This is a genomic window from Mesorhizobium sp. M1169, from assembly GCF_040318345.1.
Taxonomy (GTDB): domain Bacteria; phylum Pseudomonadota; class Alphaproteobacteria; order Rhizobiales; family Rhizobiaceae; genus Mesorhizobium.
The window spans coordinates 326699-352647 of record NZ_JAMYME010000002.1; the positions used below are offsets into that span (position 1 = coordinate 326699).

Genomic DNA, 25949 nt, shown 5'->3' on the forward strand with positions numbered 1-25949 from the left:
CAAGACAAGCAATTCCAGGAAAACGTGTGAACGGTTTTCCGTCCGGAATTGCGTCAAACAAAAAAGACAGACCGGTTCTGCCCGCACCGTGGTTCTTGCTGCGCCGGCTTCGGCCGCAACCGAGCAGACCACACTGCCAAGCATCAGACTGCCCGTAAATAAAACTGAGACCGATCCCGGCCGCCGGGATTGGGTCCATGGCGAAGTCGCATGGCACAAAAGCGCTGCCCTCGCGCCCGGATTGCCTCCCGCAAAACCGACGATTTCGGTCGCTGCCCACGCGCTGGTAGGACCACCATTTTGCTGGCGAAACGCGACGTTCGGCGTATCATTCTCTCGGGAGAGGGTTCATGGTGGGAGGAAGCCAATGAACGTGGTGAAGCGGGTGACGGTCGCCGACTTGACAGCCCAAGAGCTTGTTTCATCTGCGCTTTCACGGTTCGGTGCCGGCGACACCATATCGACGAGGGCGATGCTGGACATCGTTCGCAGGACGGCTCCGGCCTGCGGCAACAGTGACGACGATCTGGTCGAGCTTATCGTCATGACGGCGGTTGGTAGGACCATGGGCGTCGTGTTCGACCATCGCTCCCATTAAAACAATCTGGAACGAACATCAGGCTGCGCCCAGGAGCAGTGGCGGGCGGTGGCAGCGCCGCCAAAGAGGCCGGCCTGTTTGTGCGTGAAGGTCGGCCTGGCACCAAGCCATTGCTTTGAGCAAAACCGCTGCTCATGCCGGGTCATGCCCGAAGCCGGTAGTTGGGCGACACGCTCGAAGGAACTCGCTGAAATCTTGCCCGTTATGCTCTCGTTGAGATGAGGAGAGCTGCCATGGCCGACGACAAAACCAAGACCGACAGTCGCGACCGCTCACGAGTGGCGGGCGGCGAAGACTACGAGGTACGTCACTTCGCCGAGGAAGCGGGCATTACCCCTGAGCAGGCGCGCACGCTGATCAAGCGCCACGGCACCGACCGCAAGGTGCTGAACGAAATCGCCGAGAGCATAAGAGCGTCGTAATGGCTGACAAGAAAACCGCAATGGCCGACCGCAAGACGCGCGATCTGGACGAAAAGGAGGCTCTGCGCCTGGCCGAAACCACCGACGTTTCGCCGAAGCAGGCGAAGGATCTGATGCGCAAGCACGGCAAGGACAGCCCGAAGGTCGAGAAGGAAGCCAAGAACTTCAAGGCCGAGGGCTGAGCCGCCCAGCCGGTTGGACGCGCGGCATGGGGCCGCGATCCTGCGGCTTATCGGTTTTCTAACAAATTCGGCCTATCCCTTCCGCTATCGCGGCTCAGGGATGCCATATGCGCGGGATATCTGGTGGGGCGAGGCCGTCGATAGACGACATACGGCATGTGAGGCTGATGTTTTGCCTGGTGGCGGCGGTCGTGATGGCGGCGGCGCTCCTCGCCTTTGCCCACTCCCTCCTGCAGGATCCCGATAGCTGGTGGCACATCAAGGTCGGCATGGATATGCTGGCACGCCGCACATTCCCCACCGTCGACATCTATTCCTATACTTTTGCCGGCCAGCCATGGATCGCCAAGGAATGGCTTAGCCAGGTCCTCCTTGCAATTGCCTTTCAAGCCGGCGGCTGGAACGGCGTGGTGCTGCTGGCGACTGCAGTAATCGCGCTTACGGCCTTCTTGACGTCGTGGTATCTCAGCGCGTGGTTGAAGCCGACGCTGGCGATAGGACTGACGCTGGTTCTCGCGCTCTTGATCGGGCCAATCTATGTCGCCCGGCCGCACATCTTTACCTTGCCCATCATCGTCGTCTGGACCGCCGGTCTTTTCCAGGCCGCACGCAACGAGAAAGCACCGCCCTTATGGCTGCTGGCGCTGCTTTGCCTGTGGGCCAATCTCCATGCCACCTTCACCTTCGGTTTCGTCATCGCCGCCTTCGCCGGCCTCGATCTCGTCATGCGCACACGCTTGTCGAACCCCCGGCTGCTGGCCAAGTGGATCGCTTTCGGGCTGCTTTGCCCGCTGGTCAGCCTGCTCAATCCCTATGGCGTCAAAGCCATACTCGCCACATTCACCGTGGCCTATGGCAATGAGGCGGTGCCTTACATTACGGAGTGGCAGCCCTTCGACGCCGCGCGGCACACCCTCCAGGAGGTGGCCCTGCTGGTGGCGCTTTTCGGGCTGCTCGTGTCGAGATTGCGCATTGGCTGGGCCAAGGCGCTGTTCCTTGTCTTCACGTTGCACGTCTATCTCACCCACATACGGTTCATGTACCTGTTCTTTCTTCTCGTGCCGGTGGTCCTTGCCGTCGAGGTCGCGCAACAATATCCAGCGCTTTCAGCCGAGAAATGGGCGGCGGAAAAGCGTGACGGACTTGAACAATTTTTCGCACGGCAATTTTCCAGGATTTGTGCTGGACTTGCCGTTTTGCTGGTTTTGGCGGCTGCCGCCTTGACGAGCTATCCGGTCGCGCCGAGCCAGAAGACCTCGGCGAGGGACGCACTGGCCTTTGCCCAAACCCATAATCTGTCGGGCAATCTGCTGAACTCCTACGATTTCGGCGGCACGCTGATTTTCCATGGCATCAGGACGTTTATCGACGGCCGCGCGGATCAGCTCTTCCTGAATGGCTTTACGGAAACGGACGAGCAGACGGGGCACAGCCGGGGCAAGCCGATCCTGAAAGCCCAACTCGACAAATATACGATAGGCTGGGCGTTGTTGACCGCCGACGACAGCCGCATTCCGTTCTTCGACGAACTGGGCTGGAAGCGGGCCTATGCGGACGATTACGCGGTGATCTACACCCGCGCGGACTGAGCCCCGGCAGCTTCGCGCGCCGGTGCGCACCTCCCTCCTGAAGCTTCGGCCAGCGCCGAGGCGGCGAAATCCTTATGGGATTTTGATTTCTTTGCTCCGCGTTCCGTCTCGAACCTTTATGGCACTTTGATCCATATTCGCCGGAGCGATGTATCCAGCCGCCGATATGATGCGGCGACGGGTTGGGCAGTTTTGTCCAAATTAAAAGAACAAACACGATATAGGAAAATGCATTATGGACATATTTGTTGTCGCGATTGGAATCGCGTTCTTTGCTCTATGCTTCGGCTATATCAACGCTTGCGACAAGCTGTAAGTTTAGGTGATCATAACATGCTTTTCGACTATATCCTCGGCGGCGCCGTGACCTTGTTTCTTCTCGCCTACCTGACATACGCCCTCGTTCGCCCGGAACGCTTCTGATCTCCACTGGCAAGGAGCCAAACCCATGACAATCAACGGATGGCTGCAGATCCTCGTCTATTGCGGGATCGTCGTTCTGCTGGCCAAGCCGCTCGGCGGCTACATGCATCGCGTTTTCAGCGGCGAGCGCACATTCCTGTCGTCAATTCTGGCCCCGCTCGAGCGCGGGCTCTACCGCATATCAGGGACCAGCGAGCGCGAGGAGCAGCACTGGACCTCCTATGCGGCGGCCCTGCTGTTCTTTAACCTGGCCGGCTTCCTGGTGCTCTATTTGCTGCAACGGCTGCAAGGCGGCCTGCCCTACAATCCGGCCGGCATGACCGCCGTCGAACCTGGGCTGGCCTTCAACACCGCCGCCAGCTTCATGACCAACACCAACTGGCAGAACTACGGCGGCGAAAGCACGATGTCCTATCTCGTGCAGATGGCCGGCTTGACCGTACAGAATTTTCTGTCGGCGGCGACTGGCGTCGCCATTGCGGTCGCATTGATCCGCGGCTTTGCTAGAGCCTCAGGCAAATCGATCGGCAATTTCTGGGTCGATATGACCCGCGGCACGCTCTACCTGCTTTTGCCCTTTTGCATCGTGTTGACTCTTGTCTATGTCTATCTCGGCATGCCGCAAACGTTCGCTGCCTACGTCAACGCGACGACGCTCGAAGGCGCGCAACAGACTATCGCGGTCGGGCCGGTCGCTTCCCAGGTTGCCATCAAGATGCTCGGCACCAACGGCGGCGGTTTCTTCAACGCCAATGCCGCGCACCCGTTCGAAAATCCCGACGCGATCTCGAACCTGATCCAGATGGTGACGATCTTTGCCCTCGGCGCGGCGCTGACCAATGTCTTCGGCCGCATGGTAGGCAACCAGCGCCAGGGCTGGGCAATTCTGTCGGCGATGGGCGTGCTGTTCATCGCCGGCGTTGCCGTCTGCTACTGGGCGGAAGCCGCCGGCAATCCGCTTGTTCATGCGCTGGGTGTCGACGGCGGCAACATGGAGGGCAAGGAGAGCCGCTTCGGCATCGCCCTGTCGGCACTGTTTGCCGTCATCACCACGGCCGCATCCTGCGGCGCCGTCAACGCCATGCATGACAGCTTCACCGCACTCGGCGGCATGATCCCCATCATCAACATGCAGCTCGGCGAGGTCATTGTCGGCGGCGTCGGCGCCGGCTTCTACGGTATCCTGATGTTCATCGTCATTGCCGTTTTCGTCGCCGGGCTGATGGTCGGACGCACGCCCGAATATCTCGGCAAGAAGATCGAGGCCAAGGAGGTCAAGATGGCTATGCTGGCCGTGCTCTGCCTGCCGCTTGCAATGCTGATCTTCACTGCTATCGCGGTGGTGCTGCCGACCGGCGTTGCTTCCATCGCCAATGCCGGCCCGCATGGCTTCTCCGAGGTTCTCTATGCCTACACCTCGGCCGCGGCGAACAATGGCTCCGCCTTTGGCGGCCTCAGCGGCAACACGCCCTGGTACAACGTAACGCTCGGCATCGGCATGCTGATGGGCCGGTTCCTGGTCATTATTCCGGCGTTGGCGATTGCTGGCTCGCTGGTTGCGAAGAAGACCGTCCCTGCCTCCGCCGGCACCTTCCCGACCGATGGTCCGCTGTTCGTCGGACTGCTGGCCGGTGTCATCCTGATCGTCGGCGGCCTGACCTTCTTCCCGGCTCTGGCGGTCGGACCGATCGTCGAGCACCTGGCGATGATTCATGGTCAGACATTCTGAAACGGCCATGCCCTGGTTCAAGATCATACCTCGAAAGGTCGGGCATCGCCCCGAGCCGGAGGGGGAGAAAACGCCCCCTCCTTTCCCGACGCTGTCCACATTCCTCGCTATTGCGGCAGCCTTGATCATGATCTGGCTGCTGGCTTACGGGCCGCCGCACCTTCGTTCGGCACACGATCGACCGGTCAACAACATCGACACTGGAGCTACCAAATGAGCCCGTCGAAATCCGTGAGCATCATGGATACCCGCATTCTGTGGCCCGCTATCGGCGGTTCCTTCAGAAAACTGAACCCGCGCATCTTGATGCGAAACCCGGTGATGTTCGTCGTCGCCGTCGTCTCGGCGCTCACCACCGTGCTGTTCGTCAAGGATCTCGTTACCAGCGGCGGCGATCTTGGCTTCACGCTGCAGATCATCATCTGGCTGTGGTTCACCGTGCTCTTCGCCAATTTCGCCGAAGCGGTGGCCGAAGGCCGCGGCAAGGCGCAAGCTGACTCGCTGCGTCGGGCGCGAACCGAGACGCAGGCCAAGCTGTTGAACGGTGGCGACCGCAGCAAGTTCAAACTGGTGCCCGGCACCAGCCTGAAGGTCGGCGACATCGTGCTTGTCGAAGCCGGCGACATCATCCCCTCGGACGGCGAGGTGGTCGAAGGCGTGGCGTCGGTCAACGAGGCGGCCATCACCGGCGAATCCGCACCGGTCATCCGCGAATCCGGAGGCGATCGTTCGGCGGTGACCGGCGGCACGCAGGTCTTGTCCGACTGGATCCGCGTGCGCATCACTGCGGCTGCCGGTCATACGTTCCTCGACCGCATGATCTCGCTGGTCGAGGGCGCCGAGCGCCAGAAGACACCCAACGAGATCGCGCTCAACATCCTGCTCGTCGGCATGACGCTGATCTTCGTGCTGGCGACGGCGACGATCCCGAGCTTCGCCTCGTATTCGGGCGGCTATATCTCGGTGACCGTGCTGGTCGCCCTGTTCGTTACCCTGATCCCGACCACAATTGGCGCCCTGCTGTCGGCTATCGGCATTGCCGGCATGGACCGCCTGGTGCGCTTCAACGTGCTCGCCATGTCGGGCCGCGCCGTCGAGGCGGCCGGCGATGTCGACACGCTGCTGCTCGACAAGACCGGAACCATCACGCTGGGCAACCGTCAGGCGACGGCATTTCGTCCGGTCAAGGGCGTCACCGAACAGGAACTGGCCGACGCGGCTCAGCTTGCCTCGCTTGCCGACGAAACGCCGGAAGGCCGCTCGATCGTCGTCCTGGCGAAGGAAAAATACGCTATCCGCGCCCGCGACATGGCAAGCCTGCACGCGACTTTCGTGCCCTTCACCGCGCAAACCCGCATGAGCGGTGTCGATCTGGAAGGCTCCTCAGTCCGCAAGGGCGCAGTCGATGCGGTACTTGCCCACGTCAACCTCTCGACCGTTGCCACAGGCAGTACGCGCCCCGGCAGCGACACCGTCCGCGACCTTCAGGCGATCGCCGACGAGATCGCCAAATCGGGTGGCACTCCACTCGCGGTCGAGCGCGACGGGCGCCTGCTCGGCGTCGTCCATCTGAAGGACATCGTCAAGGGCGGCATCGCAGAACGCTTTGCCGAATTGCGCCGCATGGGCATCCGCACGGTGATGATCACCGGCGATAATCCGATGACCGCGGCGGCGATCGCGGCGGAAGCCGGCGTCGACGACTTCCTTGCCCAGGCGACGCCCGAGGACAAGTTGAAGCTGATCCGCGACGAGCAGGCCAAAGGCAAACTGGTCGCGATGTGCGGCGATGGCACCAACGATGCGCCGGCCCTTGCGCAGGCCGATGTCGGCGTTGCCATGAACACCGGCACGGTCGCGGCGCGCGAGGCCGGCAACATGGTCGATCTCGACAGCGATCCGACCAAGCTGATCGAGATCGTCGAAATCGGCAAGGCGCTGCTGATGACGCGTGGCTCGCTGACCACCTTCTCCATCGCCAACGACGTGGCCAAGTATTTTGCCATCATCCCGGCAATATTCGCCGTCTTCTACATCGCCCCGGGCCAGACCGCCGGGCCGCTGCAAGCGCTCAATGTCATGCATCTGGCGACGCCGCAGAGCGCTATCCTCTCGGCCATCATCTTCAACGCGCTGATCATCATTGTGCTGATCCCGCTGTCGCTGAGGGGCGTCAAATACCGCGCGGTCGGCGCCGGTGCGCTGCTCAGCCGCAATCTCATTGTCTATGGCCTTGGCGGCGTCGTAGTGCCCTTCGTCGGCATCAAGATGATCGACATGGCCATCACCGCTCTCGGTCTCGCCTAAGGAACCACGTCGATGCTCAATCAAATCAGGCCCGCGATCGTCATGATCGTCTTCTTCACCATTCTGACGGGTTTGGTCTATCCGATCGGCATGACCGGCATTGCCCAGGCGCTGTTTTCGCGCCAGGCCAATGGCAGCCTGATCGAGAAGGACGGCAAGCTCGTCGGTTCCGAGCTGATCGGCCAGGCTTTCGAAAGCGACCGCTACTTCCATGGCCGCCCTTCGGCTGCCGGCGACGGCTACAATGCCGCCGCCTCGGGCGGCTCGAATCTCGGCCCGACCAACCCGAAGCTCATCGACAGGATCAAGAGCGACGCCGAAAAGCTGAGAGCCGAAAACCCGAGCCAGCCGGTACCGATGAATCTGGTCACCACGTCCGGCAGCGGCCTCGATCCGCATATGAGCCCCGATGCGGCCTATTTTCAGGTTGCCAGGGTGGCCAAGGCCAGGGGCGTCGATGAATCCAGGATCAAATCGCTTGTCGACAGCCATGTCGAAGATCGCGAATTGGGATTCATCGGCGAGCCGGTAGTCAATGTGCTGGCCCTCAACCTTGCGCTGGACGATGCCATGAAACAGTGAAGGACCGGCGCCGGGATCGACACCGAAGCCGGCGCCGTTCATGATTGACCCGTATGCCAGACGACAGACGCACCGCCGAAACCAGGCCCTCTCCCGACGCGCTGCTCGAGCATGCCGAGCGGGAGGAGCGCGGCCGCCTGAGGATATTTCTCGGCGCCGCCCCCGGTGTCGGCAAGACCTACGAGATGCTGATGTCGGGCCGCGCCAGGCTGGCCGACGGGGTCGACGTGGTGATCGGCATCGTCGAGACGCACGGCCGCAAGGAAACCCAGACGCTGGTCGAAGGCTACGAGGTCATTCCTCGCCTTGAGATCGATTACAAGGGGCGGATCCTTGAGGAGATGAATCTCGACGCCATCCTCGCCCGGCACCCGGCGCTAGTTCTGGTAGACGAACTCGCCCACACCAACGTCGCCGGCAGCCGTCACCCCAAGCGCTATCTCGACGTCCAGGAAATCCTGACGCACGGCATCGATGTCTACACGACGCTGAATATCCAGCACGTCGAGAGCCTGAACGATGTCGTGGCGCAGATCACCCGCGTCAGGGTGCGGGAAACTGTCCCCGACTCCATAATCGACCAGGCCGACGACATCGAGATCATCGACCTCACCCCCGACGATCTGATCAAACGGCTTGAGGAAGGCAAGGTCTACATCCCCAGCACCGCCCAGCGCGCCATCGAGAACTATTTCTCGCCGGGCAATCTGACGGCGCTCCGGGAATTGGCGCTCCGCCGCACTGCCCAGCGGGTCGACGAGCAGTTGCTGACCCACATGCGGGCCCACGCGATACCCGGGCCTTGGGCGGCGGGGGAAAGGGTTCTCGTCTGCGTCGATGCGCGTCCGGGCGGGGCGGCCCGTGTACGCTATGCGCGGAGGTTGGCCGACCGGCTCCGCGCCCCTTGGACGGCGCTTCATGTCGATACCCCTCATTCAGCGGCCATGCCCGAGGAGGACAAGGATCGGCTGGCGACGCAGCTGCGCCTTGCCGAGCAGCTCGGTGCCGAGGTGACGACCATTCCGGGTCAGAACGTCGCGCAAGACATCGTTCGGCATGCGACGGCGAACAACTTCACCCATATCGTGATCGGCAGGCCGACCCGATCGCGTTGGCGGGAATTGATCGAAGGCTCGCTCACTTACGATCTCATCCGCAATGCCGGCGACATCAGCGTCCATGTCATTTCGGGAAACGAACGCAACGCCGAGGCGACTTCGAGGACCGTCAAGGCGGCGGACGAGCAGTGGCAGTTCGAGATCTGGCCCTATCTCAGGGCCACGGCCTATGTTGTTGGCTCGCTCGCCTTCGCCGTCCTTCTCGACCAGTTTCTCGACGTCCGCAATCTGGCGATCATCTTTCTCATTGGGGTCCTGACGTCGGCGGTGACCGGCGGTCTCTGGCCGGCTTTGTATGCCTGCCTCATCAGCGCCATTGCCTTCAACTATTTCTTCCTGGAACCACGCTACACGCTGACGATCGAGGATCCGGAGAGCATCGTTGCGCTGGCTGTCTTCCTGGTTGTTGCGGTCATTGGCAGCAATCTAACAGCGCGCGTGCAGCGTCAGGCGGTCGCCGCGCGCTCGCGGGCACGCGCCACAGAAGATATTTATCTCTTCTCAAAGAAGCTCGCCGGCGCTGGGACGCTTGATGACGTTCTCTGGGCGACTGCCTTCCAGATCGCCTCGATGCTGAAGCTGCGCGTGGTGCTGCTTCTGCCGGAGAACGGCACGATTGCGGTCAAGGCCGGCTACCCACCCGACGATACGCTGGCCGAGGCCGACATCGCAGCAGCCCGTTGGGCGTGGGAGCATAACCGCGCCGCCGGGCGCGGCGCCGACACGCTGCCCGGAGCAAAGCGCCTCTATCTGCCCCTGCGGACCGGACGCACGGCGGTGGGCGTCGTTGGCCTCGACAACGACAAGCAAGGTCCGCTGCTGACACCCGAGCAGCAGCGTCTGCTCGATGCGCTCGCCGACCAGGCGGCGGTCGCCATCGAACGCATCCAGCTCGTCGCCGATGTTGACCGGGCCAAGCTCGCGGCCGAGGCAGACCGTCTGCGCTCGGCCTTGCTCACCTCCATTTCCCACGATTTGAAAACGCCGCTTGCCGCCATCATGGGCGCAGCCGGAACACTCAGGGACTTCGAGGCCGCACTTCCCGAGCAGGACCGGGCGGAACTGCTGTCGACCGTGCTCGATGAAGCGGAGAGGCTTAACCGCTTCATCGCCAACCTACTCGATATGACCAAGATCGAATCCGGCACTATGGAGCCGAACTATGCGTTTCACTATCTCGGCGACATTGTCGGCTCAGCCCTGCGTCGGGCCCGCAAAATCGTCGGCGAGCACAAGACCGAGATCGATATTCCATCGAATCTGCCGATGTTGCGGGTCGACCCCGTTCTGTTCGAACAGGTGCTGTTCAACCTCCTCGACAATGGTGCAAAATACGCGCCGCCAGGTTCGACGATCCGCCTGCAGGCCTGGGCCGACAACGGCTTCGTCATCCTGCAGATCATGGATGAGGGACCAGGCATCCCGTCAGCGGATCTAGACCGCGTTTTCGACACTTTCTACCGTGTGCGCAAGGGCGACCAGGTGCGTGCCGGCACCGGGCTCGGCCTGTCGATTTGCCGCGGCTTCATCGAAGCGATGGGCGGGACGCTCTCGGCGGCAAACAGGTCCGACCGCTCGGGGGCGGTTTTCACCATCAGGATGCAGGTGGTGCCGACAGAGCTGCCCAACCTCGGCGAACCCGAGACGGGCCATCAAAATATGGACGATCTGGCATGACGAGCCTAGATGTCAGGATATTGGTGGTCGACGACGAACCGCCGATCCGGAAACTGCTTCGCGTCGGGCTTGGCAGCCAAGGCTATGCGATCAGCGAGGCGCCGAACGCCAGGGCGGCGATTGAACTCATCGCGACGGAAAAGCCGGACCTTGTCCTGCTCGATCTCGGCCTCCCCGGCATGAGCGGCCATGATTTGCTGCGCAAATGGCGGGATGATGGCCTGGACATTCCCGTGGTTATTCTTTCCAGCCGCACTGATGAGGCCGGCATCGTGTCCGCCCTTGAACTCGGCGCCGACGACTATGTCACCAAGCCGTTCGGTATGAACGAGCTTGTCGCACGCATCCGCGTAGCGCTTCGCCACAAATTTCAGCAGCAGGGTGAGAGACCGGTGTTCCAAACCGGCGACCTCTCCGTCGATCTGGTGAAGCGCGTCGTCAAGGTCGAGGACAAGGAGATAAAGCTCTCGCCGAAAGAATACGACATTCTTCGCACCTTGGTGCAGCACGCCGGCAAGGTTCTCACCCACCAGTTCCTGCTGAAGCAGGTCTGGGGCGATTCCACCGACGTTCAATATCTCAGAGTCTATGTCCGGCAACTCAGGCTAAAGATTGAGAAGACGCCCGACCAGCCCCGCTATATCACGACCGAGACCGGCGTCGGATACCGGCTGCGCGAAGTCGATTGACGGGACGAGCATCCGAAGCGGAAATGCCCCTTCCAATCCGCTTCAAATCAGCGGCGGCCATGGCGTCGCCGGACAAAAGCCCTATATTAAGCGAAGATTGGTTTTGTGCGGGAATGAACGAATGCCACGGCTTCGTCTATTGACGTTTCTAGGGTCGGCAATGCTGACTGCGGCGATGCTGTCGGGCGTAAATCCAGCTGCATCGGCACAGGTCGGCAGTCCCGCCGATCGCAACGTGTTGATCCAGCAAGACCAGTTGCAGATGTTGGAGAACAGGCTGCGGCGGCAGCAATACCAGCAGCAGCAACAGCAGTACCGTGCCCTGGATCGCCAAATCCCAATACCGCAACGGCAGGAGGTGCCGCAGATGAGGCCAACTTGCCAGTTGCTGCCGTCAGGGAGCGGCTTTGTCAGCACCTGCCGCTGACGACCGGTCCCTTTCATTTATTTAGCCGACTTATATACTGGGGAAACCGCTCCGCCTGCGCCCCATTGAAAGCGGGCGAGTTTGCAACGCTGCCCTTGCCGTCTGGGCACCGATTCGACTGGATTATCGAATGGCAGCCAGCAAGAAGAAGGTTGTACGCAAGGCAAGGAAGGGCGACGGGGTTCGCCAGGTCGCGGCGATTCCCTTTCGGCTGAACGAGCATGGCGATGTCGAGGTGATGCTGGTCACATCGCGAACGACGAGGCGCTTCATCGTACCGAAGGGCTGGCCGATGAAGGGCAAGAGCGGCCGCAAGGCATCCACCATCGAAGCACAGGAAGAAGCCGGTGTTCTCGGCAAGACACTGAAACAGCCTGCCGGCACCTACCACTACTGGAAGCGGCTGGCGAACCGCTTCGTTCGCGTCGATGTCGTCGTCTATTTGCTTGAGGTAACCGAGGAACTTGCCAAGTGGCAAGAAGCCAAGAGACGGCAGCGGGCATGGCTGACGCCGACCGACGCGGCGTTGCTGATCGACGAGCCGGATCTTTCGACGCTGGTGAGGAACATCAGGATTGCCGAACTGGAGCATAATCCCAAAAAGCAGAGTCCGGCGTTCGGAAAAGATCCCGCTCAATAGAAGATGGAGGCATGCCCCAACTGTGTCGGGATGGAATTGGTTTCCAGCGCCCGCCGCCCCCGTCTCTTGAACCGATGCCTCACTGACTGCCATCGTCTTCCTCGGGCAGAGGCCGCGCCGGCGTGCCGGTATAGGCCCACAGCCATTCGCGCGGCAGTGGCCCTTTGTTGCGTTCGCTCTCCTGCGACTGTTCCCATGCATGTGCGAGGATGCCGACGGAGCGCGACAGCACGAAAAGGCCCCGCGTCAGCGGCGGCGGGAAGCCGAGCTCGCCGTAGATGACGGCCGTGGCGCCGTCGATATTGAGCGGGATTTTTTTGCCCTTGCGCCGCGAAACCTCGGCCTCGACCATCTCGGCGATATCGGCGAAGCGCCCGCTGACGACGCCGCGCGCGGCAAAGTCGCGGGTTAGCTCGATGAGGCGGGGCGCCCGCGGGTCGACCGGATGGAAACGATGGCCGAGCCCGGGCACATAGCCGTTTTCCCCGGCAAGGAAACGACCGAGCCGCGCCGACACGGCGTCCGCAAGCGGCATGCCGGCGTCCAGTTCGGCAGCGATGTCTCCGTAGAAGGAAAGCGCCTGTTCGCCGGCGCCGCCATGCACATCGCCAAGCACGTTGACGGCTGATGCCATGGCGCTGTTGATGCCGACGCCGCAGGTGATCGCCATACGGGCGATGGCGATCGACGGCGCCTGCGGCCCATGGTCGACGGCAGCACCCAGCGCGATGCCGAGCAGCGCCGCCTGCTCCTCGCTCGGCAGTTCGCCGCGCAGCATCAGCCAGATCATTGCCGGAAAGCTGATGCGACCGATCAGATCCTGGATTTCATAGCCGCGCAGCCGGATGACGCCGGGGCGCATCTCGATGATGCCGGTCTGCCACCATTCCTCGCCGCGCGCACGGCCAGCCTTGTTTTCCGTGTCGCTCATGGCTTCTTTTCCGTTCCGCTCATGCCTTCGCTCTTTTCCGGGCACGCGGCGGCAGGCCGGCAAAAACCTCGTCCATATGCTCGCCGAGCCCCGGCGGTGGCCTGCTCGGCAAAGGTGCCTCGCCATCGACCATGAAGCCGCCGCGCACCACGGTCAGCGGCCTGTCCATCCCGGACACTGCCGGGAAGCGCGCCGTCATGCCGCGCTCGATCACCTGTCGCTCCTGCAGTACCTGCGGGATTGTCAGCACCCGGCCTGCCGGCACGCCGGCGCGATTGAACGTCTCCTCCCAGGCGGCGGCCGAGCCGCTCGCCAAGGCGTCCTCGATCAGCGCTTTCAATGCAATGCGGTTCTGCTTGCGCGTTTCGCGCTCGGCAAAGCGGACATCCGACGCCAACTCCGGCCGACCGATCAATCGGCAGAGCGCGACGAACTGCTCCTGCTTGTTGGCGGCGATGTTGAGCAAGCCGTCGCCGGTGCGAAACGCGCCAGACGGTGCGGCCGTCATGTTTTCATTGCCCATCGGCTGCGGCTCGATATCCGCCGTCAGATAGTTCGACACCGGCCAGCCGAGCGCAGAAAGCGTGCATTCGAGCATCGACACGTCGAGGAACGCGCCCTCGCCTGTCGTCTTCTGCTTGACCAGTGCGGCGGTAATGGCGAACGCCCCTACCAGCCCGCCAAGCGTATCGGCGACGGGATAGCCGACACGCAGCGGCGCCGTTTCCGGTGTACCGGTGATGCTCATGATGCCGGAAAGACCCTGGATGATCTGGTCGTAGGCTGGATTGTCGCGCATCGGCCCGGTCTGGCCGAAGCCCGATATCGCACAATAGACAAGACTTGGCCGGACCTCTTTCAGCCTGGCGTGGCCAAGCCCCAGCCGGTCCATTACGCCGGGGCGGAAATTCTCGACCAGCGCGTCGGCCGAAGCGACCAGATCGAGGAAGCGTTCGCGGTCAGCCTCCTGCTTGAGATCGAGCGCCACCGAGCGTTTGCCGGCATTCTGCGCCAGGAACGAAGCGCCCATGCCCGCCCGGTTGAGCTCCGGCGAGGCGCCGAGCTGGCGCGCCAGATCGCCGCCTTGCGGCGTCTCGACCTTGATGACGTCGGCCCCGAGCAACGCCAGCTGATAGGCGCAATAGGGGCCGGCCAGCACATTGGTCAGGTCGAGAACGCGGATGCCGGAAAGCAGGTCGGTCATGACGTCACGAACAGCTCAGGCATCGCCCGGCACGTGCTCCGGCCCGCGCAAGCGCCTGTGCTCGATGTAGGCCCAGATATGCGGTCCAACCAGCCCGATGAAGGCCAGCGTCAGCAGCGTCAGCGACAGCGGATGCTTGTAGAACACCGTCCAATCGCCGTTGGAGATGGTCATCGCGCGGCGGAACTGCGTTTCGGCAAGCGGCCCGAGAATCATGCCGATGATGACCGGCGCGGTCGGGAAATCGAAACGCCGCATCAGGAAGCCGGCGGCACCGAGCAGATAGAGGATGACGAGGTCGATCGGCGATTGCGAGATGCCGTAGGTGCCGACCGTGGCGAACACCAGGATGCCGGCATAGAGCTGCGGCGCCGGGATCTTCAGCAATCGCACCCAGAGCCCGATCAGCGGCAGGTTGAGGACGACGAGGATGACATTGGCGATGAACAGGCTGGCGATCAGCCCCCACACCAGGTCGGCCTGCGTCGTCAGCAGCAGCGGCCCCGGATTGATACCATAGCTCTGGAACGCCGACAGCATGATCGCGGCCGTCGCCGAGGTCGGCAGGCCGAGCGTCAGCATCGGCACCAGCACGCCGGCCGCGGATGCATTGTTGGCGGCCTCCGGCCCGGCAACGCCCTCAATGGCGCCGACCGTGCCGAACTCCTCCTTGTGTCTGGAGAGTTTCTTCTCGATCGCATAGGAGAGGAAGGTCGGGATTTCGGCGCCGCCGGCCGGCATGGCACCGATCGGGAAGCCGATCAGGGCACCGCGCAGCCATGGCTTCCACGAGCGCGCCCATTCGGCCGCGGTCATGTAGAGCGAGCCCTTCAACGGCACGATATCGTCCTTGCCGGCATAGCGGCGCGAGGCCATGTAAAGCGTCTCGCCAACGGCGAACAGGCCAACGGCGACGACGATGACGTCGACGCCGTCCAACAATTCGCTCATGCCGAAGGTGAAGCGCGGCTGCCCCGTCTGCAGGTCGACGCCAATCATGCCGACGACGAAGCCGACGAACAGACTGGTCAGGCCGCGCACCGAAGACGAGCCGAGCACCGCCGAAACCGTGATGAAGGCCAGCACCATCAGCGAGAAATATTCGGCCGGGCCGAAGGCCAGCGCGAATTTGACGACGATCGGCGCCAGGAAGGCAACGCCGATCGTGCCCAGCGTGCCGGCGACGAAGGAGCCGATCGCCGAGGTCGCCAGGGCCGCACCGCCACGGCCGGAGCGGGCCATCCGGTTGCCTTCCAGCGCGGTGACGATGGTGGCGCTTTCGCCAGGCGTGTTGAGCAGGATCGATGTCGTCGAGCCGCCATACATGGCGCCGTAGTAGATGCCGGCAAACAGGATGAAGGATGCCTCCGGCGCCACCTGATAGGTGATCGGCAACAGCAGCGCGATGGTCAGAGCCGGCCCGAGGCCGGGCAGCACGCCGATCGCAGTCCCCAGCGTGGTGCCGACCAGGCACCATATGAGATTGATCGGCGAGAAGGCGACCGAAAATCCGTGCGCGAGATGGCCGAGCGTTTCCATGGCGTCAGCCCCTCAGCATGGCGACGACCGAATCGACGATCGCATTCAGCTGGTTTTCGATGAAGCCGGCACCGATATTGACGCCAAGCGCCCTGGCAAAGCCGAAATAGGCGGCCAGCGCCAGGATCAGCCCGAGCAGCACGTCACGCAGCGGACGCCGGCTGCCGAAACCGTGGCAGATGAGAACGAACATGATGACAGATGCAGCGGTAAAGCCGAGCGGCTGGATCAGCACCAGATTGGCGATCAGTCCGAGGGCGACGATGCCCATCGCCTTCCAGTCGGTCGGCGTCTCCTTTTCGTCCTCCGGCTGCCATCCGCCCCGCAAGGCGGCAATGATGAGCAGCAGCGACAGGATCATCATCCCGGTCATGGTGATGTAGGGAAAGACGGTCGGACCGACCTTGGAATAGAGCGGCGAGACCGGGATTGCCAGCGTCTGCCAGGCAACCGCACCCGCACAGGCGAGGAGCCCAACGCCGATCAGCAGTTCGGGCACTGCAAGGCGCGGCGGCGCCTGCTGGTCGCTGGTGCTCATCATCGTCCTCCCAATGCCAGCCCCGAGGGCCGGTTCTCCCTGGACTGGTCTCACTCGGCCGATCTCGGCCTAGTTTCACCTCCGGCGCCGCGTATGTCCATGCGGCTGGCGAAAGTCGGCAAGGGTTGGCGCAGGCCGCCCCTTGCCGAGAGCATCACGCCAGGCCGAGGTCCTTGAGGATCGTCCCGATGCGGGCCGTGTCTTCGGCGACGAATTTCGCATAATCGTCACCGGTGAGCAGGATCTGCGTCCAGTTACGGTTCTTGCATTCGGTGGCCCAGGCGTCGCTCTTGGCCATGGTCTCGATCAGCTTGATCATTGCTGCCTTGTCGGCGTCCGAGACGCCGGGCGGTGCGAAGACGCCGCGCCAGTTGAACAGCTCGACATCGATGCCGGCTTCCTTCATCGTCGGCGCATCAATTCCCTCCTGGCGTTTATCCGCGGAGATGGCCAGCAGCCGCAGCGCACCCGCCTTGACCTGTTCGGCGAACTCGCCATAGCCGGAGATGCCGGCCGCGACCTGGTTGCCGAGCAGCGCCGACAGCGCCTCGCCGCCGCCGGCAAACGGCACATAGGAGAGATTGGTGGCCGGAACACCGACGGTCTTGGCGATGAGGCCGAACAAGATGTGGTCCGAGCCGCCAGCCGAACCGCCGGCGACCGGAACCTGCGTCGGGTCGGCTTTGAGGGCGGCAACAAAGTCGGCCGCAGTCTTGAATGGCGAGGCGGCCGGCACCACAAGCGCCTCGAACTCGCCAGTAAGGCGGGCGATTGGCGTGACCTCGGTAAGGTTGTTAGCCGCCTTGTTGGCGATGATCGCGCCGACCATGACCATGCCAGCCACCATCAGCGCGTTGCCCTTGCCCTTCCACTGGTTGACGAATTGCGGCAGGCCGACAGTACCGCCGGCGCCGCCGACATTGGTGATCTGCGAGCCGGAGATCAGTTTTTCGCTGCGCAGCACCTGGTCCATGGCGCGCGCCGTCTGGTCCCAGCCGCCGCCCGGCGCCGCTGGCACGAAAATCTGCAGCTGCGGCGCGTCCTGCGCGAAGGCGGGGATAAAATGCGATGCCGCGAGTCCGGCAGCACCCGCTGCCGCGGTGCTCATCAAGAATCGGCGTCTGTTCAGCATGGGATTCCTCCAAATCGCGACACCTCCTCCGGTGCCTGCCAGAAACGTGGCCTGCCTTCAGACCCGCTCGATAAAATTCATGCAGAGTTTGCGTCTTCCTGTCAAAGACAGAACACGCCGCATGCGGCACAATCGGCCTGCGCGATTTTCAGGCTGGCGAACCGGACGCCCGAAGACGACGTGGCAGGCAGTGCCAAACAACATCCGTCAGGGTTGCCGCTCCAGCAGGATGGTCGGCTTGCCTTGGTAGACGGTTCGCAGCACTTCGCCATAACCACATTTTGCCGCGACGTTCAGCGATCCGGTGTTTTCCGGATCGATGATGCAGACGGTCTTCGCGGCGCCGAACGTCTCGTCGCCCCAGGCAAGCACCCGTGCGACGACTTCGCTGGCCAACCCGTGGCCATGCGCGCCCAAAACCAGAGCCCAGCCGGCCTCCGGAATGCCCTCGATCGACGGCATCATGTCGCGTTTCAGATCGTGAAAGCCGGCCTCGCCGATGAAGCGGCCGGTCGCCTTTTCCTCGATCGCCCAGAAGCCGTAGCCCAGAAGCGACCACAGGCCGGCGTGGCGCAGGAAGCGCATCCAGCTTTCCTCCCGCGTGCGCGGCTTGCCGCCGATAAAGCGGGTGACGACGGGATCGGCCCACATCGCGACATAGGCGTCGAAATCGTCAAGCCGGTGCGGCCGCAGGACCGTGCGCGAGGTCTCAATCACTGGGGCGACAATTGTATGCGGACTGGCCATGGTCATGTCTCGGTTGTGTTGCCGGTGCCTAATGCAGGTCTTCCAAAAGTGGGGACAGCGACACGCCCGAGACGGGAAATCCAAATCCGTTGCGAAAAACAAGAGCCAAGGCTGTGTAGATCATCTTCCAGGCTGATGTGAATCCTGCCAGGCGGTGTTAGTTTTTCTCCAGTACTGGTTCAGGCGCGTTGGGTTTCGGCGCTGCCGTCCGACAGAGGGAAAACAGCATGGACACGACCGACCTTGTGCTTGCCATCTTCCATCATCTGCTGGTGTTTTCGCTGGCAGGCATCATCGGCGCCGAGTTCGTCCTGATCCGCAGCGACTTGTCCGCCGCGACGCTGAAGCGGCTTGTCGGCATCGATCGCCACTACGGCATCATCGCCATGCTGATCATCGTCGCCGGCATCGGCCGCGTCATCTATGGTCTCAAGGGCTGGGAATTCTACGTCTACAACTGGATGTTCTGGGCAAAGATGGCCGCCTTCGCAATTGTCGGCCTGTTGTCGATTATCCCGACCGTCCGATTCCTGTCCTGGAATAGGCAGGCGAGCGCCAGTCCCGGCTTCCAGGTGCCTGCGGCGGAGCTAGCGTCCGTTCGCAGCTATGTCCGCACCGAGGCCTTCATCTTCCTCTTGATCCCGGTGTTCGCGGCGGCGATGGCGCGCGGCTACGGTTACTAAGATAGGTCGGAGGAAGGGCATCGCGCGGCCCAACCTTTCCACTCATTTGCGCGGACAAACGTGCAGTTTGCCGTTCGAGGCTGATTGTCATTTGTCGGGTTGCGCTAGTTATTGCTCCATCTACATTCGGTTTTGAGAGGAACTCCGCGCAGCGGTTGGTAATTCGTATCCTGGGAGGAATCACGATGAGAAAATTCGTCGCCGCGCTGGCTGCCGTTGCGGCCGCCATGCTTTACCCACCGGCCGCTGGCGCGCAGACCTACCCCGAACGCACGATCAGCATTGTCGTGCCGTTTTCGGCCGGCGGCCCGACTGACACCGTCACGCGTCTTGTCGCGGAAGCCATGTCGAAGGACCTCGGCCAGCAGGTCATCGTCGAGAATGTCGGCGGCGCCGGCGGCACACTGGGCGCGGGCCGCGTCGCAAATGCCGAGCCTGACGGCTACACGCTGCTCCTCCATCACATCGGCATGGCGACAAGTGCTACGCTCTACAGAAAGCTCGCCTACGACACGCTGAACGCATTCGAATATGTCGGCCTCGTCACCGAGGTGCCGATGACCATCGTCGGCCGCAAGGACCTCGAGCCGACCGATCTGAAGGGGCTGGTCGACTACGCCAAGGCTAACAAGGACAGCATCACCGTTGCCAATGCCGGGATCGGTGCCGCCTCGCATCTGTGCGGCATGCTGTTTATGAGCGCCATCGGCACGCCGCTGGTCACCGTACCATATAAGGGCACCGGCCCGGCCATGACCGATCTTCTCGGCGGCCAGGTCGACATCATGTGCGACCAGACGACCAATACCACCAAGCAGATCCAGGGCGGCACGATCAAGGCTTATGCCGTAACCTCGCCGCAACGGCTAGACGTGCTGCCGGACGTGCCGACGACGATAGAGGCCGGTCTTCCCCAGGTGCAGGTCGGCATCTGGCACGGCATCTATGCACCCAAGGGCACGCCGGCCGAGATCACCGAACGCCTGTCGAAATCTCTGCAGGTGGCGCTGAAGGACCAGAACGTCGTCGCCCGATTTGCCGAACTCGGCACCAAGCCGTCGCCCGAGGCCGATGCCACGCCGGCCGCGCTCAAGGCCAAGCTGGAAAGTGAGATTGCGCGCTGGAAGCCGATCATCGAAGCGGCCGGCCAGTACGCCGACTAAAGGTTTTTAACGGGGCGCCGCCGGCGCCCCGTTTTTACACCGGCATCGGCACGCCCGTGAGGCGGGCCGGGAGGACGTCATGAAACCTTTCGCAATCGACAGAGCCAACGGCATATGCGCCGCGCTGTTGATCTTTATTGGCGTCTTTTTCGCGCTGCAGTCGCTGGGCCTCGAAATCGGCACCGCCTTTCGCATGGGGCCGGGCTATTTCCCCCTGGTTCTGGCGATCGTGCTCATTCTGCTCGGCGCCGTCATCCTAGTCGAGGCAGTGCGCTTCGAGAGCGAGCCGATCGGTTACATTGCGTGGCGCGGCATGCTGTTCATCCTGCCTGCTCCGATCTTCTTCGGCCTGACGGTGCGCGGCCTCGGCTTCATCCCATCGATCTTCCTGGCGGCGCTGATCGCATCGTTTGCCAGCGGCCGCATGAAGCCGCTGACCGCGCTCGTGCTGTCGGCCGGCCTGACGCTGTTCGCGTTCGCCATCTTCAGCTACGCACTCGGCCTGCCGTTCCGGCGTTTCGGCCCGTGGTTGCCACTGTCGTTGTGAGGAGATGAAATGGAACTCCTCAACAATCTCGCACTCGGCTTTTCGACGGCCACATCTTTGGCAAACCTCGGTTTCTGCCTGATCGGTGTCCTTCTCGGCACGCTGATTGGTGTCCTGCCCGGTATCGGCGCCACCGCAACCATTGCCATGCTGTTGCCGATCACCTTCCAGATCGGCGATCCGGTTTCCTCCCTGATCATGCTCGCCGGCATCTATTACGGCGCGCAGTATGGCGGCTCGACTACCGCTATTCTCATCAACATGCCCGGCGAATCCTCGTCGGCCGTCACCGCCATCGACGGCTACCAGATGGCCAGGAAAGGCCGCGCCGGGGCGGCACTGGCGACCGCGGCGATAGGCTCGTTCTTTGCCGGCACGGTGTCGACCTTCCTCGTCGCCATCTTTGCCCCGCCGCTGACGGCGATAGCGTTGAAATTCGGTGCTGCCGAGTATTTTTCGCTGATGATTGTCGGTCTGGTCTCGTCCGTCGCGCTCGCCCACGGCTCGATCGTCAAGGCGCTGGCCATGGTCGTGCTCGGCCTGCTGCTCGGCCTTGTCGGCACCGATATCTACACCGGTACACCCCGTTTCACGCTCGGCATCCGCGAATATGCCGACGGGCTGAATTTCGTCGCAGTGGCGGTCGGTGTCTTCGGCGTCGCCGAGATACTGCGCAACCTCGAAAACGAGCATGAGCGTTCCGTGCTGATCCGAAAGATCTCCGGCCTTATGCCGACCCGCGAAGATTTTCGGCGCATGGCGGCTCCCATCGTGCGCGGAACGATCATCGGTTCGGCGCTCGGCATCCTGCCGGGAGGCGGCGCGATCCTTGCCGCCTTTGCCTCCTACACCGTCGAAAAACGTGTCTCGAAAAATCCCGGGGAATTCGGCAAGGGCGCAATCGAAGGCGTCGCCGGACCGGAATCGGCCAACAATGCCGGCGCACAAACCTCCTTTATCCCGATGCTGACGCTCGGCATTCCGGCCAACCCGGTAATGGCGCTGATGATCGGCGCGATGATCATCCAGGGCATCGTGCCCGGCCCCAATGTCGCCATCGAACAGCCTGCGCTGTTTTGGGGTATCATCACCTCGATGTGGATCGGCAATCTGATGCTGATCGTCTTGAACCTGCCGCTGATCGGGCTTTGGGTGAAACTGCTTACGATCCCGTATTACGTGCTCTTCCCGATCATCATGGCGTTCTGCTCGATCGGCGTTTACAGCGTCAACACCAACGTCTACGACCTCTATGCCGTCGCCCTTTTCGGCTTGCTTGGCTATCTCCTGACCAAGCTGCGCTGCGAACCTGCGCCGCTGCTGCTCGGCTTCGTGCTCGGCCCGCTGCTCGAGGAAAACCTACGCCGCGCCATGATCCTCTCGCGCGGCGATCCGAGCACCTTCGTGACGCGGCCGATCAGCGCCAGCCTGCTCCTCATCGCGCTTGCCGTGCTCGTCATCGTGTTTCTCCCCGCGGTCAGGAAGAGGCGCGAGGAGGTGTTCGTCGAGGAGAGTTCCTGAATGTGGACGGCGCCACATAGGAGGAACTTCACAGTCACTTGGCGGGCACTGACTCAGTAGCCGCTTCTACTGGCCCGAGCGGCGCGATCTCGACCAGCGGTGCAGGCACGCTGGTCGTCTTTTCCTTGGCCTTGCAGATATCGGCGATGACGCAGGCCGGGCAATCCGGCTTGCGCGCCTTGCAGACATAGCGGCCGTGCAGGATCAGCCAATGATGCGCGTGCCGCATATATTCATCCGGAATGATCTTCAGGAAACCTTGCTCGACCTGTTCCGGCGTCTTGCCCGGCGCCAGGCCGAGCCTGTTACCGATGCGGAAGATGTGCGTGTCGACCGCCATCGTATGCTGGCCGAATGCCACGTTGAGCACGACGTTGGCGGTCTTGCGGCCGACACCCGGCAGCTCGACCAGTTGATCGCGATCCTCAGGCACCTCGCCGCCATGGTCGCGGATCAGCGCCTCCGACAGCGCGATGACGTTCTTGGCCTTGTTGCGCCACAGCCCGATGGTGCGGATATGGTCGCCGAGCTTGGCCTCGCCCAGCGCCAGCATCTTTTGCGGCGTGTCGGCAATTTTGAACAGCCCCCGCGTCGCCTTGTTGACGCCGGCGTCCGTCGCCTGAGCCGAAAGCACCACCGCCACCAACAGCGTGAAGGCGTTGATATGTTCGAGCTCGCCCCTCGGTTCCGGCCGCTGAACGGAAAAGCGCCGGAAAATCTCATGCACCTCGGCCGCGCTGTAAAGCGCCCGCGATCTCGCCGGCCGCGGACGCGGCTTGACGTTCGAGCCGTCGCGGCGGCCGGGCAACAGGTCTTTTTTTAGCGCGGAAGAGTTTTTGGGCTTGGGGCTTGTCATTGCCTTCCTATAATATTCCCCAATGAGCGACACAAACGCCTCATTTCAGGCCGACGAGCCATTTTTCCAGGCGCTGCTGACACCGCACCGGTCGCTGGGCAAGAGCGGCTTTGCCATACTGATGGGCGCCCTGCTGTTCGGCTGGCTGGTGACCGGAGCTTTTTTTCTGTCGCGCGGCGCCTGGCCGGTGTTCGGCTTCTTCGGCCTCGACGTGATCGCCGTCTACATCGCCTTCCGCGCCAATTATCGTGCCGCCCGGGCTCGCGAGGAGGTATCGGTGTCGCGCACCAGCCTCGACATCCGCAAGACTGCCCCGTCAGGCAAATCGGAAGCACACCGCTTCAATCCGTTCTGGGCGCGCTTTTCGATCGCCCGCCACGCCGAGATCGGCATCACCAGAATGGCGGTCGAGGCGCAAGGAAAAACCGTCTCGATCGGCGGCTTTCTCAACCCCGCCGACCGCGAGAGTTTTGCCACCGCATTTTCGCGCGCTCTGGCAGCCGCCAAGGCGCGCTGAGCCAGCGTTTCAGAACCGATAGCGCAACAGCCTCCCGATCTTGCGCAATGCTGGAATGTATTTCCAAAGGCGAACAAACAGTTTCGCGAACCAGCGCATGCGAGCGGCATGTTCCGGCTTATAGGCAGGGATGTCCTCGACGAACCGCAGCTTCGGAACGGCTCGCTCCAACTCATGCGGGTTCTCGATGCTCCAATGGACCTCGGCACCGGTGGCGCGGAAGGAGGAATTGAGGCGAATGATCTTCAGGCCCAGGCGACTATAGGCATCGAAAACCAGTTCGCCGCTCGAAAGATGTCCCACCAAACGAGAAAACAGTTGCTGCCCCTCTTCGGCGCCCAGGTAGGGAGTCAGGCCTTCCGCCACGACTATGGCCGGGCGATCCCGAGGTACTTCGTTCAGCCATCCCGGTTCGGTGACCGACGAAGCGATCAGGTGGTAGTGATCCCGCACGGGATAGAGCTTGCGCCTGAGGTCGATGACTTCGGGATAGTCGACGTCGAACCAGTCCACGCCGGCTGGCGGATCGATACGGAATACGCGCGTATCGAGCCCACACCCGAGATGCAGTACGATGGCGTCAGGATTTCGGGCGAGAAAGTCCTGAACGCAGACGTCCAGCGTCTTTGCCCTGATTGCTAGACCGACGCCGAGATTGTTGTCGACCTTGAGCCGTGAGAAATCATAGTCGATGTTGCGCACCGCCTCGTCGGCAAAGTAGTCCCTGAGCAGCGAATTGGGCAGCCGGCTCTCCAGCGCCTTGCCGTAAAGTGTCAAAAGCAAAGTCTCCTTTGCCCCGGTCAGGTTTACTTTTTCACCAGCCACGACCGTCCTCCCCATTCAAAGCCCAGCTCTATCTGGGTACATGCCGCGGGAAAGCAAGTTTCGGGTGGTGATCGGCGCCGCGAAGGACGATATTCGCACTCAAGGAGATACTGCCATGAACGCCCAAATGCCTCTCAAAACGACAGCAATCCTTCAGAAAGACATCACGCCTGAAGGTGGAGACTACGAAATCGTCCGTCGTGCCATCGAAAAGATCAGCCTCGACTATCGCGACCAGCCTTCGTTGGAAGTGCTGGCCGAGGAGGTCGGCGAGACGCCGACCGGGCTGCAGAAGCTGTTCACCCGCTGGGCCGGCCTGTCGCCCAAGGCTTTTCTGCAGGCCGTCACCCTCGATCATGCGCGCAAGCTGCTCGATGCCGGCATGCCGCTGCTTGAAACCTCGTTCGAACTCGGCATGTCCGGCCCAGGCCGGCTGCACGATCTGTTCGTCACCCACGAAGCGATGTCGCCGGGCGATTACAAGACCCGCGGCGCAGGGCTCACCATCCGCTACGGCTATCATATCTCGCCTTTCGGCATCGCGCTGATCATGGTGACGGACCGCGGCCTTGCCGGCCTCGCCTTCAACGACCCCGGCGGCGAGCGTGCGGCCTTTGCCGACATGTCCAGCCGCTGGCCGAATGCGACCTATGTCGAGGACATGGCGGCGACTGCACCCTATGCCGCGCGCATCTTCGATCCGTCGCTGTGGCGCGCCGACCAGCCGCTGCGCGTTGTCATGATCGGCACAGACTTCCAGGTCCGTGTCTGGGAGGCCTTGCTGCGCATTCCGATGGGCCAGGCCTGCACCTATTCCTCGATCGCCGCGCGCATCGGCGCACCGAGTGCCAGCCGGGCTGTCGGTGCCGCGGTCGGTGCCAATCCGATGTCCTTCGTCGTGCCGTGCCACCGGGCTCTCGGCAAGTCCGGCGCACTCACCGGCTACCATTGGGGTCTGACCCGCAAACGCGCCATCCTCGGCTGGGAGGCGGGACAGGTCTCTTCTTGAATAGCCAACGAATGGAACGATTGGAGCGATGCAAGGACCGCTAGGGTGACAAGCAGCGATCTTACGGAGTAGCTTCCCGCGCAATTAGAGTGGTATGCGCTAGCGGGAGGCACTACTTGATCGTCGTCATCGGCTCCATCAATCTCGATCTCATCGCCAGTGTCGACCGCTTGCCCGGTCCCGGCGAGACCGTGCGCGGCTCCGGTTTCGCTACTGCCCCCGGCGGCAAGGGCGCCAACCAGGCGCTGGCCGCCGCCCCCGCCCGCGCCCAGGTGCGCCAGGTCGGCGGCGGGGGGAAGGGCACCTTAGCCAGCCGCGGGGGCTTTTTAACCTGTGACCCGGCCGCCGCGATGG

The 25949-nt window shown here is 62.6% G+C and carries 27 protein-coding genes; 19 read left to right on the forward strand and 8 right to left on the reverse strand.

All coding sequences use genetic code 11. The features are described 5' to 3' along the window. The first annotated feature begins 367 nt into the window (after positions 1-367). The 12 genes from NKH41_RS03395 (at position 368) to NKH41_RS03450 (ending at position 12383) form a co-directional block, all read left to right on the forward strand. Positions 368-598 (forward strand): hypothetical protein, encoded by a 231-nt coding sequence (locus tag NKH41_RS03395; protein WP_352469460.1) that lies wholly within the window; start codon positions 368-370, stop codon positions 596-598. 233 nt (positions 599-831) lie between these two features. Beyond that, entirely contained in the window at positions 832-1020 is a 189-nt protein-coding gene (locus NKH41_RS03400; RefSeq protein ID WP_352502669.1) for a DUF3606 domain-containing protein, read from the forward strand. Beyond that, positions 1020-1202, forward strand: a complete 183-nt coding sequence (locus tag NKH41_RS03405) for a hypothetical protein (protein WP_352469832.1) — start codon at positions 1020-1022, stop codon at positions 1200-1202. Before NKH41_RS03400 ends, NKH41_RS03405 begins: the two co-directional genes overlap by 1 nt. A gap of 107 nt (positions 1203-1309) precedes the next feature. Beyond that, positions 1310-2791 (forward strand): hypothetical protein, encoded by a 1482-nt coding sequence (locus NKH41_RS03410; protein ID WP_352767062.1) that lies wholly within the window; start codon positions 1310-1312, stop codon positions 2789-2791. Between the two features lie 333 nt (positions 2792-3124). Continuing rightward, a complete protein-coding gene (locus NKH41_RS03415; protein ID WP_023675300.1) occupies positions 3125-3214 on the forward strand; it encodes a K(+)-transporting ATPase subunit F in 90 nt (29 codons plus the stop codon). Between the two features lie 25 nt (positions 3215-3239). Then, positions 3240-4943, forward strand: a complete 1704-nt coding sequence (kdpA, locus tag NKH41_RS03420; RefSeq protein WP_352767060.1) for a potassium-transporting ATPase subunit KdpA — start codon at positions 3240-3242, stop codon at positions 4941-4943. 213 nt (positions 4944-5156) lie between these two features. After that, positions 5157-7250: a potassium-transporting ATPase subunit KdpB gene (kdpB, locus tag NKH41_RS03425; RefSeq protein WP_352932078.1), complete on the forward strand. Its 2094-nt coding sequence runs from the start codon at positions 5157-5159 to the stop codon at positions 7248-7250. Positions 7251-7262: 12 nt separating this feature from the next. Beyond that, complete coding sequence (gene kdpC, locus NKH41_RS03430) at positions 7263-7832, forward strand: potassium-transporting ATPase subunit KdpC (RefSeq protein ID WP_352469455.1); 570 nt, start codon at positions 7263-7265, stop codon at positions 7830-7832. 53 nt (positions 7833-7885) lie between these two features. Beyond that, a complete protein-coding gene (locus NKH41_RS03435) occupies positions 7886-10627 on the forward strand; it encodes a DUF4118 domain-containing protein (RefSeq protein ID WP_352613023.1) in 2742 nt (913 codons plus the stop codon). Beyond that, positions 10624-11316, forward strand: a complete 693-nt coding sequence (locus NKH41_RS03440; protein WP_352767058.1) for a response regulator transcription factor — start codon at positions 10624-10626, stop codon at positions 11314-11316. The genes NKH41_RS03435 and NKH41_RS03440 overlap by 4 nt, the downstream gene beginning before the upstream one ends. A gap of 160 nt (positions 11317-11476) precedes the next feature. After that, the gene (locus NKH41_RS03445; RefSeq protein ID WP_352539406.1) at positions 11477-11743 is read left to right on the forward strand and encodes a hypothetical protein; all 267 of its coding nucleotides are present in this window, start codon (positions 11477-11479) and stop codon (positions 11741-11743) included. A 130-nt stretch (positions 11744-11873) separates the two neighbouring features. Continuing rightward, positions 11874-12383 carry an NUDIX hydrolase gene (locus NKH41_RS03450; protein ID WP_352767056.1) on the forward strand — a complete coding sequence of 170 codons (510 nt, stop codon included), beginning with the start codon at positions 11874-11876 and terminating at the stop codon, positions 12381-12383. A gap of 79 nt (positions 12384-12462) precedes the next feature. On the opposite strand, the gene NKH41_RS03455 is transcribed toward NKH41_RS03450, so the two are convergent. The 6 genes from NKH41_RS03455 to NKH41_RS03480 all read right to left on the reverse strand — a co-directional run bounded on the left by NKH41_RS03455 (position 12463) and on the right by NKH41_RS03480 (position 18474). After that, positions 12463-13314 (reverse strand): citryl-CoA lyase, encoded by an 852-nt coding sequence (locus NKH41_RS03455; protein ID WP_352767054.1) that lies wholly within the window; start codon positions 13312-13314, stop codon positions 12463-12465. A 19-nt stretch (positions 13315-13333) separates the two neighbouring features. After that, entirely contained in the window at positions 13334-14518 is a 1185-nt protein-coding gene (locus NKH41_RS03460) for a CaiB/BaiF CoA transferase family protein (protein ID WP_352767052.1), read from the reverse strand. A 15-nt stretch (positions 14519-14533) separates the two neighbouring features. Next, positions 14534-16057, reverse strand: a complete 1524-nt coding sequence (locus tag NKH41_RS03465; protein ID WP_352767050.1) for a tripartite tricarboxylate transporter permease — start codon at positions 16055-16057, stop codon at positions 14534-14536. A 4-nt stretch (positions 16058-16061) separates the two neighbouring features. Beyond that, complete coding sequence (locus NKH41_RS03470) at positions 16062-16595, reverse strand: tripartite tricarboxylate transporter TctB family protein (protein ID WP_352502673.1); 534 nt, start codon at positions 16593-16595, stop codon at positions 16062-16064. 154 nt (positions 16596-16749) lie between these two features. Then, entirely contained in the window at positions 16750-17727 is a 978-nt protein-coding gene (locus tag NKH41_RS03475) for a Bug family tripartite tricarboxylate transporter substrate binding protein (RefSeq protein ID WP_352453995.1), read from the reverse strand. 207 nt (positions 17728-17934) lie between these two features. After that, a complete protein-coding gene (locus NKH41_RS03480) occupies positions 17935-18474 on the reverse strand; it encodes a GNAT family N-acetyltransferase (RefSeq protein WP_352767048.1) in 540 nt (179 codons plus the stop codon). Between the two features lie 227 nt (positions 18475-18701). Between NKH41_RS03480 and NKH41_RS03485 the strand changes: the two genes are divergently transcribed. The 4 genes from NKH41_RS03485 to NKH41_RS03500 all read left to right on the forward strand — a co-directional run bounded on the left by NKH41_RS03485 (position 18702) and on the right by NKH41_RS03500 (position 22388). Beyond that, the gene (locus NKH41_RS03485) at positions 18702-19157 is read left to right on the forward strand and encodes a DUF2214 family protein (RefSeq protein ID WP_352469445.1); all 456 of its coding nucleotides are present in this window, start codon (positions 18702-18704) and stop codon (positions 19155-19157) included. 185 nt (positions 19158-19342) lie between these two features. Then, positions 19343-20320: a tripartite tricarboxylate transporter substrate-binding protein gene (locus tag NKH41_RS03490; protein WP_352469444.1), complete on the forward strand. Its 978-nt coding sequence runs from the start codon at positions 19343-19345 to the stop codon at positions 20318-20320. 79 nt (positions 20321-20399) lie between these two features. Continuing rightward, positions 20400-20867 (forward strand): tripartite tricarboxylate transporter TctB family protein, encoded by a 468-nt coding sequence (locus NKH41_RS03495; protein ID WP_352469443.1) that lies wholly within the window; start codon positions 20400-20402, stop codon positions 20865-20867. Between the two features lie 9 nt (positions 20868-20876). Further along, the gene (locus tag NKH41_RS03500; protein WP_352767046.1) at positions 20877-22388 is read left to right on the forward strand and encodes a tripartite tricarboxylate transporter permease; all 1512 of its coding nucleotides are present in this window, start codon (positions 20877-20879) and stop codon (positions 22386-22388) included. A 34-nt stretch (positions 22389-22422) separates the two neighbouring features. Here the strand turns inward: NKH41_RS03500 and nth are convergent, their stop codons facing one another. After that, entirely contained in the window at positions 22423-23244 is an 822-nt protein-coding gene (gene nth, locus NKH41_RS03505) for an endonuclease III (protein ID WP_352767045.1), read from the reverse strand. Between the two features lie 22 nt (positions 23245-23266). Between nth and NKH41_RS03510 the strand changes: the two genes are divergently transcribed. Then, complete coding sequence (locus NKH41_RS03510) at positions 23267-23761, forward strand: DUF2244 domain-containing protein (RefSeq protein ID WP_352767043.1); 495 nt, start codon at positions 23267-23269, stop codon at positions 23759-23761. Between the two features lie 9 nt (positions 23762-23770). On the opposite strand, the gene NKH41_RS03515 is transcribed toward NKH41_RS03510, so the two are convergent. Then, a complete protein-coding gene (locus NKH41_RS03515) occupies positions 23771-24586 on the reverse strand; it encodes a class I SAM-dependent methyltransferase (RefSeq protein ID WP_352469440.1) in 816 nt (271 codons plus the stop codon). A gap of 115 nt (positions 24587-24701) precedes the next feature. Here NKH41_RS03515 and NKH41_RS03520 point away from each other — a divergent pair, with 115 nt between their 5' ends. Together NKH41_RS03520 and NKH41_RS03525 are read left to right on the forward strand one after the other, a co-directional pair. Then, complete coding sequence (locus tag NKH41_RS03520; RefSeq protein ID WP_352453988.1) at positions 24702-25595, forward strand: methylated-DNA--[protein]-cysteine S-methyltransferase; 894 nt, start codon at positions 24702-24704, stop codon at positions 25593-25595. A 116-nt stretch (positions 25596-25711) separates the two neighbouring features. After that, a partial coding sequence (locus NKH41_RS03525) for a PfkB family carbohydrate kinase (protein ID WP_352932083.1) occupies positions 25712-25949 on the forward strand: 238 nt, incomplete at its 3' end.

Coding starts and splice junctions, on each gene's coding strand:
- nth (WP_352767045.1), bottom strand. CDS start 23,244: ATGACAAGCCCCAAGCCCAAAAACTCTTCCGCGCTAAAAAAAGACCTG.
- NKH41_RS03410 (WP_352767062.1), top strand. CDS start 1,310: ATGCGCGGGATATCTGGTGGGGCGAGGCCGTCGATAGACGACATACGG.
- NKH41_RS03500 (WP_352767046.1), top strand. CDS start 20,877: ATGGAACTCCTCAACAATCTCGCACTCGGCTTTTCGACGGCCACATCT.
- NKH41_RS03465 (WP_352767050.1), bottom strand. CDS start 16,057: ATGGAAACGCTCGGCCATCTCGCGCACGGATTTTCGGTCGCCTTCTCG.
- NKH41_RS03435 (WP_352613023.1), top strand. CDS start 7,886: ATGCCAGACGACAGACGCACCGCCGAAACCAGGCCCTCTCCCGACGCG.
- NKH41_RS03450 (WP_352767056.1), top strand. CDS start 11,874: ATGGCAGCCAGCAAGAAGAAGGTTGTACGCAAGGCAAGGAAGGGCGAC.
- NKH41_RS03520 (WP_352453988.1), top strand. CDS start 24,702: ATGAACGCCCAAATGCCTCTCAAAACGACAGCAATCCTTCAGAAAGAC.
- NKH41_RS03510 (WP_352767043.1), top strand. CDS start 23,267: ATGAGCGACACAAACGCCTCATTTCAGGCCGACGAGCCATTTTTCCAG.
- NKH41_RS03475 (WP_352453995.1), bottom strand. CDS start 17,727: ATGCTGAACAGACGCCGATTCTTGATGAGCACCGCGGCAGCGGGTGCT.
- kdpA (WP_352767060.1), top strand. CDS start 3,240: ATGACAATCAACGGATGGCTGCAGATCCTCGTCTATTGCGGGATCGTC.
- NKH41_RS03400 (WP_352502669.1), top strand. CDS start 832: ATGGCCGACGACAAAACCAAGACCGACAGTCGCGACCGCTCACGAGTG.
- NKH41_RS03485 (WP_352469445.1), top strand. CDS start 18,702: ATGGACACGACCGACCTTGTGCTTGCCATCTTCCATCATCTGCTGGTG.
- NKH41_RS03405 (WP_352469832.1), top strand. CDS start 1,020: ATGGCTGACAAGAAAACCGCAATGGCCGACCGCAAGACGCGCGATCTG.
- NKH41_RS03480 (WP_352767048.1), bottom strand. CDS start 18,474: ATGGCCAGTCCGCATACAATTGTCGCCCCAGTGATTGAGACCTCGCGC.
- NKH41_RS03455 (WP_352767054.1), bottom strand. CDS start 13,314: ATGAGCGACACGGAAAACAAGGCTGGCCGTGCGCGCGGCGAGGAATGG.
- NKH41_RS03440 (WP_352767058.1), top strand. CDS start 10,624: ATGACGAGCCTAGATGTCAGGATATTGGTGGTCGACGACGAACCGCCG.
- NKH41_RS03395 (WP_352469460.1), top strand. CDS start 368: ATGAACGTGGTGAAGCGGGTGACGGTCGCCGACTTGACAGCCCAAGAG.
- NKH41_RS03460 (WP_352767052.1), bottom strand. CDS start 14,518: ATGACCGACCTGCTTTCCGGCATCCGCGTTCTCGACCTGACCAATGTG.
- NKH41_RS03490 (WP_352469444.1), top strand. CDS start 19,343: ATGAGAAAATTCGTCGCCGCGCTGGCTGCCGTTGCGGCCGCCATGCTT.
- NKH41_RS03445 (WP_352539406.1), top strand. CDS start 11,477: ATGCTGACTGCGGCGATGCTGTCGGGCGTAAATCCAGCTGCATCGGCA.
- kdpB (WP_352932078.1), top strand. CDS start 5,157: ATGAGCCCGTCGAAATCCGTGAGCATCATGGATACCCGCATTCTGTGG.
- NKH41_RS03495 (WP_352469443.1), top strand. CDS start 20,400: ATGAAACCTTTCGCAATCGACAGAGCCAACGGCATATGCGCCGCGCTG.
- NKH41_RS03415 (WP_023675300.1), top strand. CDS start 3,125: ATGCTTTTCGACTATATCCTCGGCGGCGCCGTGACCTTGTTTCTTCTC.
- kdpC (WP_352469455.1), top strand. CDS start 7,263: ATGCTCAATCAAATCAGGCCCGCGATCGTCATGATCGTCTTCTTCACC.
- NKH41_RS03470 (WP_352502673.1), bottom strand. CDS start 16,595: ATGAGCACCAGCGACCAGCAGGCGCCGCCGCGCCTTGCAGTGCCCGAA.